Below are 7,950 nucleotides of genomic sequence, written 5' to 3'. Positions count from 1 at the left end.
GCGATTTCGTTCGCGTTGGCGGGCCGTGCCGCATCACGCTGTCGAGCGGTCTTTCATACCGCAGGTTGAACCTGCAGCGCGCCGGGCAATCGTTCGTTGGAGGCCGTCGCCACCGAAGGCGTCAGACATACCGACTCCATCCCACAGAGCTTGTTCAACTGCGCGCGCAGCATGTGCGGACAACGGCGACCGGAACACGACAGGCGGATTCGCAGCTGCCCCGCTTCATGTTCGGCGCCGAAGCGCTCGATCGCGAAACCGCGTTTGCGCACCACCTGCAACACCCGTTCCAGGGCCGCGGGTTCGGGCTGCATCCGGCAGTTAATGGTATGTAGCGGGCTATCGTTCATCGGCATGGGACTAGGCCTGTGCTGGAGAAATGGACATCGTGTTTTCGTGCCCGGCCACGGCGTCGATCATGTCGATATTGGCGCTGCCAGCACGCACCGTGGGCCAGACGTTATCCGCCCGGGTCACCGCGACATGCAGCAGGCACGGGCCATCATGGGCAAAGAGCCGGTCGATGGCCGAGGCCATATCGCGACCGTGGCCGATCGACTCGGCGGCGATGCCGAAAGCGCGTGCCAACGCCACGAAATCGGGGTTGTCGTCGAGGTCGATCTGGCTTTCACGGTTGGCGTAGAACAGCTCCTGCTGCTGGCGCACCATGCCCAGACAGGCGTTGTCGAGCACCACGATCCTTACCGGCAGACGATAGCGGCCGAGCGTGGCCAGCTCCTGCAGATTCATCTGGAACGAGCCGTCGCCCGCCACGTTGACGACCGGACGTTGCGGGTGGGCGAACTGGGCGCCAATGGCGGCTGGCAGGCCGTATCCCATGGTGCCGAGCCCACCGCTGCTCAAGTGACAGCGAGGCGCCTCGAAATCGAAGTATTGGGCCACCCACATCTGATGCTGGCCAACGTCGCAGGCCACGGTCGTACCGACCGGTGCCCGGTCCGAAAGCGCCCTGACGAAGGCCGGCCCGCTGATCGCGTCGCCGGGCAGCGGCGCGGTAAAACCGTGTCGCGCACGCCATTGCCGGCACTGGCCGCGCCAGGCATCGATAGCCAGCGGCTGGGCATCGAGCGCCTGCGTAAGGCCTGCGAGAATCGTATTCAAATCGCCGCGCACGACCGCGTCGCTTCGGCGCAGCTTGTTGAATTCGGCCGTGTCGATATCGATATGAACCAGGCGCGCACCGGGCGCGAACCCGTCGAGACGACCGGTTGCCCGATCATCCAGCCGAGCGCCCACCACCAGCAGCAGATCGCAGTCGTGCACGGCCCGGTTGGCGGCCTGCGAGCCGTGCAGGCCCAGCATGCCCAGATGGTCGGCACAATCGCGGCCCGGGTTGCCGATGCCGTTGAGCGTATTCACGTGCGGCAGCCCCGCGGTGGCCGCAAACGCCCGAAATTCAGCTTCGGCGTTGGCCCGGCTCACGCCGCCGCCGCTATAGAGCAGCGGCTTTTCGGCGGCACGCAGCAGCGTGAGTGCCTTATCGATCTGGGCCGGTGGTGCCGCGGCCGGTTCGGCCGATCGCTTCGTTATTGAAGGCAGCGCGTGGCCGGCGCCCACTTCGGCCAGCTGGACATCCTTGGGGATATCGATCCAGACCGGCCCGGGTCGGCCCGATGCAGCCAGCTCGAAGGCGTCATCGAGCGTCGATGCCAGCGTGTTCGCATCGGTCACCAGGTAGCTGTGCTTGACGATATCCAGCGTCATGCCCAGCACGTCGACTTCCTGAAATGCATCGGTACCCATCAGCGCGGCGGGCGTCTGGCCGGTGATCACGACCAGCGGCACCGAGTCTCGATGGGCGTTGGCCACGCCGGTGATCAGATTGGTGGCGCCCGGGCCCGACGTAGCGATACACACACCCACGCGCCCGCTGGCCCGCGCATAGCCGTCAGCGGCCAGCGCACAGGCCTGCTCGTGGCGGCAGAGCACGTGGCATACCCGATCGTCGTCCACCAGCGCATCGTAGAGCGGCATGATGCACCCGCCCGGATAGCCGAACACGGTATCCACCCCGTGCTGCGCGAGACTCTGCAAAACCATTTGTGCTGCGTTCACGAAAAAACCGTCCAGATAAAAACCAAAAAAAAGCCCCCGGAACCTTGCGGTGCCGGGGGCCTGAGTCGCGATTGGAATGTGCTGTCTAGATCATCCTTTCGCCCACGTCAGCGCCCCCGGCGGTTACGAGTACCACCAGGGTGAGCGCTACGAGTACGGGGGCGAATACAAACGTCATCGAACTAGAGCCAGAGGATCCATGAAATCGGAAAGGCGGCGAACATAGCCGCGCGCCTTGGTTGCTGTCAATACACCCGTAGCAACGCTCATACGGCCGGTGCGGCCTGACTGCCCGCATGTTCGGGCGCCTCGCCCGGCTTGGGCACAGGCGTCGACAGCGCCGGCATTGCGGCCGGATCCGCAAACAGCAGCAGACGATCGATATCCAGGGCATGGATAGCATGATCCCGGCAGAAAGCATGGGCGGCCGGACTCAGACGACCCGAGGTCGCCAAAATCGCCTTGCCGCCGAACTGTGCCTGCACGAGATCGGCCAGTTCATGGGCAGCGTCTACGTCGACCTGGGCATCGCGGTCATGCCGGCATTGCACTCGCAGCAACTTGTCGCCGTCACGCAGCACGATATCGATACCTTGGCGCGAGTGCTCTGGCATGAATTCAACTTCGAACCCCTTGCGCCGAAACGAATCGGCGACGAGCTGTTCGAACTGCGCCGAGCTCAGCGCCACGATATTCTCGCGAGTGACCGCGGCCGGCGATGGCGGCGGCGCAACGGGAGGTCCCGGCGGACGGATCTCGGCTGCCGGCGACGGTCCGGCCCGCTGTCCCGGCGCGGCGTTTACCGGGCGCGATGCATGCGCGGACTGCTTGCGCCGGCGACGCGATCGACGCCTTCGCGAACGGCCTTGCACATGCCCGCGCCGGCCATGCCGGTCGCGGGCGGCCGATGCCAGCGCGGCACCCACCCACACGAGCAACCACAGCCAGGCCAGCGGCAACAGCACGTCGGCATGAAATGATTCACCCGCCATGCCGGCATGGGACTGCGGCACGACCCCAAGCAGTGGGCCGATCACATAAAGAATGACCGCGAACCCGAAAATCCCAACGCACAGCCGAACCAGCCACGGTCTTGCCGCCCACGTCGCCCGGATGCCCCGATGCGGCCGGCGGCCTGTTTTACGTCGACGCGCCATATCGCCTCCCCCAGTACGATAACGCCCCTGTTCAGGACTCTAGACCGCGGGGTCAGGCGCCGCAATATTGCCGTCACAATACAGACGGATGGCGTTCTGGCGAGCGCGCGGCCCTGCAAATCGGTTGTCGGCCGGGGCGAGCGTGGCGTGGTGTCGCGTCACTCGCCACGACGCTCCTTTTGCTGGGGCACGACCCGCAGATGCGAGGGGTTGTAGCCGATACGCGCCACTCGCTCGACGAGCCGGCTGTAATCGGTGGCTTCGATGGACGGTTCGCTGGACATGATCCAGACGAAGTCGAGCCGCTCGCGAGCCACGATCGTATGGCGATAATCGTCGGAGACGTAGGCGATCACGAACTGCATCTTGATCGGCCAGATGAACTGCATGGCCCAGACCGCGTTGCCGGTATCGGGCACCACATAGCCGGTGGGTCGCATCGTCTTTTGCTTGCCGCCAAAGCCGCCCTTGCGGAAGGTGAAGGTGACGTCCACCCGGTCGTCGCCGCCCCGGCGATAACGCTCCACCGAGTTATGCGCGGTCCGGGTAATGGACGGCGGCTTGTGCGCGATCACATACCAGTCGCGCATGTAGCGGTTCAGATCGACGAGCTTCGCCCGCGGAAAGTCGTCGCGCGGCACGATGCTGCTCGCACTGAAGCCAAACGATCGGTTCATGAACGACATCATGGGCCGCTCCCGGTGGCATCGTCGCGGGTGGGCACCCGGCCGACGGCATGAATATGGAGCGCTTACTATTGGGCGTAGGCGCGCCGGTAGCAATCAGTTGAAATGCCGAGTGGTTTGCGGGCGAACGCGGCAGAGTGCGGGCCGGCACCGTGCCGCCAGGCTAGCGGCTTTCGTTGTCGGTCTGGCCCTTGCTCTGATCTGCCGACGGCTGTGCCTTCACGCAGTCGGCCACGGCATCGAAGTCGAAGCTGCGGTCAAAGCGGTTGGCACAGTACTGCCAGCGGGCACTGGCCAGTTCGCCGCTTTCGCGGGCGAATCTTTCCAGCGCCGCATACTGCTCGGCCATCTGCTGTTCGAGCTTTTCGAAGGTCGAGCGCTTCGGCTCGCCGGTGCCGTTCGGTTCGTTCTCGTCATCACGAGAAAACATGTCGGCATATTCGCCGAACTTCGCCTGTAGATCGTCGCTGAGTTGCTGGGCCTTGAGCTTGAGCCGGGTGAGCGTATCGCCGTTGTGGTCGGCGGCATAGCTCGCACTCAGCGGGCAATCCGAACGCAGCGTGGGCGCCCGGTTCTGCTTGAGCAGGGCCATGCGGTCATTGACCAGTTCCGACTGTGCCGTATCGGCGGTGGTGGTGCTGGTCGGAAACGCATCGCCGGCCAGGAAATCGATACGGTCCTTGCTCTTGGCCGCCCAGACCGCGTCTTCGTAGCCACAGCCGAAGTGGTTCAAATAGCCGCGTACGTAGCCGGGGTCGATACCATCGTTGAGGGCGGCAAAGGACAGGTCCTCGTAGGCTGCTTCATAGCTTTCGCCCTGCTGGATCTGGGCCATGGCGAGCGCGGCCGCGAGCCCCGGGTTGTCGCTTACCGCATCGGGGTCGTCGCGATAGGCGCGCAGAATGGCTTTCTGCGCAGCCGGGGTCTGGTGCAGTGCCAGGGCCGGCGCCATGCGCGCGGGCCCGCTGTACAGCAACGCCACATAGCGTTCGGTCTGTTCGTCGTCCAACGTGGCAAAGCTGGCACAGCCGGTACGCTCTTGATCGGGGCGGGTGTCGTTTGCGTCGCCGCCGGCGCGTACGTCGTCCAGCCAGCGACGTATTTCGGCGTCGGAGCCATCCGCCTGCAGGGCACGCACCCGGGCGATCAACGCATCGCCGGCCGGGCAACGTGCCTGCTCGGCAGCCGCGACCGTGGATTGCGCTTTGCTTTCGGCGTCGACTTGTGCCGCGCTTTCATCGTCGGCGCCGCAGGCGGCCAGGCCCACCAGGCAGGCCAGCACGAGCCAGGCACGGCCAGCGGTTGAATACAGTCTGGAGCGCGGCTTGAAATCCGGCATGGCAGTAGGCTCGAGCGGGTGATGCAACGAATGGACGTTTATCATCGCATGCCTGCCCAGCCCGTCACGCCGGCGGTATCCGCCGCTACGACAGGGCAAAGCGTTTCATGCGCTTACAACGCGAGCGCGGCAGCCGGGACGGGGCAAGCCACGCGATTTGCGCACCACGAGCCGTAGCACCGTACGAGTCAGCCGGCCGCCTGCCATGCGCTGATCGCCTCGATGGGGGCCACCAACTGAATGATATTGAGGGTGAGATTGTCGCGGATCGCGACTAACAGAACGCACTCGATAAGCAGCGCTAGCGCGATGGAAACCCGTACCGGTGCCCAACGCGCAATGGCCAGGCCGATGGCCATGGAAAGCGTATCGCCCAGCGAATTCACGACGCTGTCGCCAAAGTACCCCGCCGCAAGCGCGGTCTGACGATAACGGTCCATGATCAACGGCGTGTTTTCGAGCACTTCCCAGACCGCCTCGATACCGAAGGCCACCAGCACCACCGTACGAAACGGCGCACCGGCCAGCACCCACGTGATCAGCGCATAGAACAGCAGCCCGTGTTCGACATGGGTAAAGCTGTACCAGTCGGTCAGATGCTGCGATGTCTGCGGCCCCGAGGCCGCTCCGTGCCACAGTGCGACATGGCCGCATGCACAGATCAGCGGGTGGCCCATGGCCAGCAGCACGAGGGCCTGGGCACCAATCATGGCCAGTACCGCAGCCATGCAAAGCCGTATGCCGGGCGCTGGCATACGCCGTCCGTCGAAAATCATGGGTCGCGTCGTGCCCCTTGTCGCAAGTCGCACCATTATGCGCGCGGACGCGCCGTTTCGGCCGGTCGCGCTTCACGATGCGTCATGGTGCGGGCTGTAGTCGCAGGCCCAGCGAGCGCACTGCGCAGAACTACGGACTGACCGGGGCGGCTAAGTCTGTTTCGCTAGCGTCAACTTCATTAACGCGAGCTTGTATGAACAACGATCCGATCAATCTGGCCACCTATCTCGAGGGCGCCGATTTCCCGGCCACCGGCGGCGAACTGGCCGGCGTGGCCGCCAGCAACGGCGCGCCCGACGACCTGCTCAAGCAGCTGCGCAGCTTCGAAGGCGATCATTTCGACAACGCCAACGCCGTGGTCGAAGCGCTGGGCGACAAGCGCTCCTGAGCGCAATCGCCCACGGGCGACCGCCGCGTGCCAGGCTGGACGATAGGCGCCTGCGTTACTGAAAAAGCTTGCCCATGCCGGCTTCGTGAAACAGGTGCGAAACGATCATCTCGCGAGCGATGGAATCGTCGGTCAAGGCCCAACCCTCTTCGCGGCGCACCAGAGGCAGCTGGCCTTCGAAGCGCGTATCCGGCAGCCCCGTGGCATCACTGAGCGGGTCGCGATTCATGCGCATGGTGATCGACACCGGGCAATCGTAGATCGCCCCCGTGGGCGGCGCGTCGCCCTGTTCCGCCGGTTCGCTTCGCGGCCGACATTGTTCGTCGTCGATGAAGCGGACCCGATGCAGGCGGTCGGCAAAATCGCTTCGGGTCATCCGCGCGAGCTGCGGCGCCATGCGGCTTTGCGCCGGTTCGTCGAAACGCTGTAGCGATGCTTTCACGGCGGCCTGCACCTCGTCCTCGCTCGGTCCGTGATAAGACGCTCCGCAGGCGCTCAGGCCCACCGTCGCCAGTACGGCCACCCATGCCCAGGCACGGGCTGGCATCGAGGCGCGGGGGTCAGGCCATCGCCGGGTCTGTCGCATGTTTCGACTCACGATTCCAAGGTGTTGCGAGGCGCACTTTAAACGGTTCCCGCGCGCTGTCACCGGTATACAACCCACAATGAAATCGCGTGCCGGTTTCTGGCGCACCGCCTGCTCGGGCCAGGACGGGCGTCGCGACCAGACCATCATTCATCACACTCGGTACTCGCCATGACGCTTCATCTCTACGCACACCGTTTGTCGCAGCCCAGCCGGGCCGCCGAAATCCTGCTGCGCGAGCTGGATATGCCCTATCGCTGGCACGAAGTGGATTTCGCCAACGGCGAAACCTGCGAGTCGTGGTTTGCGCGCGACATCAACGCACTGCAAACGATCCCGGCCCTCGTGGTCGAAGACGAATCGACCGGCAGAGCCGACACCTCGATCGGTGAAAGCCATGCCGTCATGCGGTATCTGTGCCGGGTGGCGCCCAATCGTGAACTCGCCTCGCGCTGGTATCCGGCCGAGCCGCTAGCGGCCGCACCGGTGGATACCTGGATGGCCTGGCACCACAACAATGTGCGCGCCTACGACATGTTCCACGACATCATGAACCTGCATCTGACCCTGCCCATGCTCAAGTACGAGCTGCAGGCGACCGCGCTCAAACCATTGCAGGACGGCCTGCGTGGCAGTCTGGCCACGCTCGATCGCCAGCTCGCACAGCAGGCGGCCAGCCAGCCGACTCTGTGCGGGGGCACACACCCGACCCTGGCCGATCTCACCCTGGCCTGTGAGCTGTATCAGATCGTGGCCGTGGGCTATCGCTTCTCGGGCTTTGCACACGTCGCAGGCTGGCTCGACGGCATGGCACAGCGCCCGCATTTCAGCGATGTTTCGCAAGAAATTTTTGAACAGGGGCGGGAAATTCGCGAACAAAGCGGCGCGTATCTCGATCTTGACGGCGCCTTTAGCTAGCGAGCGCCACCTGTATGGCAGGT

General features: G+C 64.7%; 9 protein-coding genes. 2 read left to right on the top strand and 7 right to left on the bottom strand.

Annotation, left to right across the window (positions count from 1 at the left end):
- Positions 1-53: 53 nt before the first annotated feature.
- From ABNU97_RS09845 to ABNU97_RS09820, 6 genes are all read right to left on the bottom strand, one after another.
- A complete protein-coding gene (locus tag ABNU97_RS09845; protein ID WP_348766560.1) occupies positions 54-356 on the bottom strand; it encodes an ACT domain-containing protein in 303 nt (100 codons plus the stop codon).
- Between the two features lie 4 nt (positions 357-360).
- Positions 361-2,076, bottom strand: coding sequence for an acetolactate synthase 2 catalytic subunit (gene ilvG, locus ABNU97_RS09840; RefSeq protein WP_348766559.1), 1,716 nt, complete (start codon positions 2,074-2,076; stop codon positions 361-363).
- Between the two features lie 266 nt (positions 2,077-2,342).
- Complete coding sequence (locus tag ABNU97_RS09835) at positions 2,343-3,089, bottom strand: restriction endonuclease (protein WP_348766558.1); 747 nt, start codon at positions 3,087-3,089, stop codon at positions 2,343-2,345.
- A 302-nt stretch (positions 3,090-3,391) separates the two neighbouring features.
- Positions 3,392-3,910, bottom strand: a complete 519-nt coding sequence (locus ABNU97_RS09830; protein ID WP_348766557.1) for a lipocalin family protein — start codon at positions 3,908-3,910, stop codon at positions 3,392-3,394.
- Between the two features lie 172 nt (positions 3,911-4,082).
- Positions 4,083-5,258 (bottom strand): hypothetical protein, encoded by a 1,176-nt coding sequence (locus ABNU97_RS09825; RefSeq protein ID WP_348766556.1) that lies wholly within the window; start codon positions 5,256-5,258, stop codon positions 4,083-4,085.
- A gap of 188 nt (positions 5,259-5,446) precedes the next feature.
- Positions 5,447-6,034 carry a DUF2585 family protein gene (locus ABNU97_RS09820; protein ID WP_348766555.1) on the bottom strand — a complete coding sequence of 196 codons (588 nt, stop codon included), beginning with the start codon at positions 6,032-6,034 and terminating at the stop codon, positions 5,447-5,449.
- A 194-nt stretch (positions 6,035-6,228) separates the two neighbouring features.
- Here ABNU97_RS09820 and ABNU97_RS09815 point away from each other — a divergent pair, with 194 nt between their 5' ends.
- Positions 6,229-6,423 carry a DUF2795 domain-containing protein gene (locus tag ABNU97_RS09815; RefSeq protein WP_348766554.1) on the top strand — a complete coding sequence of 65 codons (195 nt, stop codon included), beginning with the start codon at positions 6,229-6,231 and terminating at the stop codon, positions 6,421-6,423.
- A 55-nt stretch (positions 6,424-6,478) separates the two neighbouring features.
- On the opposite strand, the gene ABNU97_RS09810 is transcribed toward ABNU97_RS09815, so the two are convergent.
- Entirely contained in the window at positions 6,479-6,970 is a 492-nt protein-coding gene (locus ABNU97_RS09810) for a hypothetical protein (RefSeq protein ID WP_348766553.1), read from the bottom strand.
- A 210-nt stretch (positions 6,971-7,180) separates the two neighbouring features.
- Here ABNU97_RS09810 and ABNU97_RS09805 point away from each other — a divergent pair, with 210 nt between their 5' ends.
- Entirely contained in the window at positions 7,181-7,927 is a 747-nt protein-coding gene (locus ABNU97_RS09805; protein WP_348766552.1) for a glutathione S-transferase family protein, read from the top strand.
- The last annotated feature ends 23 nt before the right edge of the window (positions 7,928-7,950 follow it).

Source organism: uncultured Salinisphaera sp. (assembly GCF_964012375.1).
In the GTDB taxonomy this organism is placed as follows: domain Bacteria; phylum Pseudomonadota; class Gammaproteobacteria; order Nevskiales; family Salinisphaeraceae; genus Salinisphaera.
This window is presented reverse-complemented; position numbering and strand designations above follow the sequence as displayed.

Excerpts from the sequence above, each read along its gene's own strand:
- ABNU97_RS09845 (WP_348766560.1), bottom strand. The coding sequence starts at position 356 with ATGCCGATGAACGATAGCCCGCTACATACCATTAACTGCCGGATGCAG.
- ABNU97_RS09830 (WP_348766557.1), bottom strand. The coding sequence starts at position 3,910 with ATGAACCGATCGTTTGGCTTCAGTGCGAGCAGCATCGTGCCGCGCGAC.
- ABNU97_RS09825 (WP_348766556.1), bottom strand. The coding sequence starts at position 5,258 with ATGCCGGATTTCAAGCCGCGCTCCAGACTGTATTCAACCGCTGGCCGT.
- ABNU97_RS09820 (WP_348766555.1), bottom strand. The coding sequence starts at position 6,034 with ATGATTTTCGACGGACGGCGTATGCCAGCGCCCGGCATACGGCTTTGC.
- ABNU97_RS09815 (WP_348766554.1), top strand. The coding sequence starts at position 6,229 with ATGAACAACGATCCGATCAATCTGGCCACCTATCTCGAGGGCGCCGAT.
- ABNU97_RS09810 (WP_348766553.1), bottom strand. The coding sequence starts at position 6,970 with ATGCCAGCCCGTGCCTGGGCATGGGTGGCCGTACTGGCGACGGTGGGC.
- ABNU97_RS09805 (WP_348766552.1), top strand. The coding sequence starts at position 7,181 with ATGACGCTTCATCTCTACGCACACCGTTTGTCGCAGCCCAGCCGGGCC.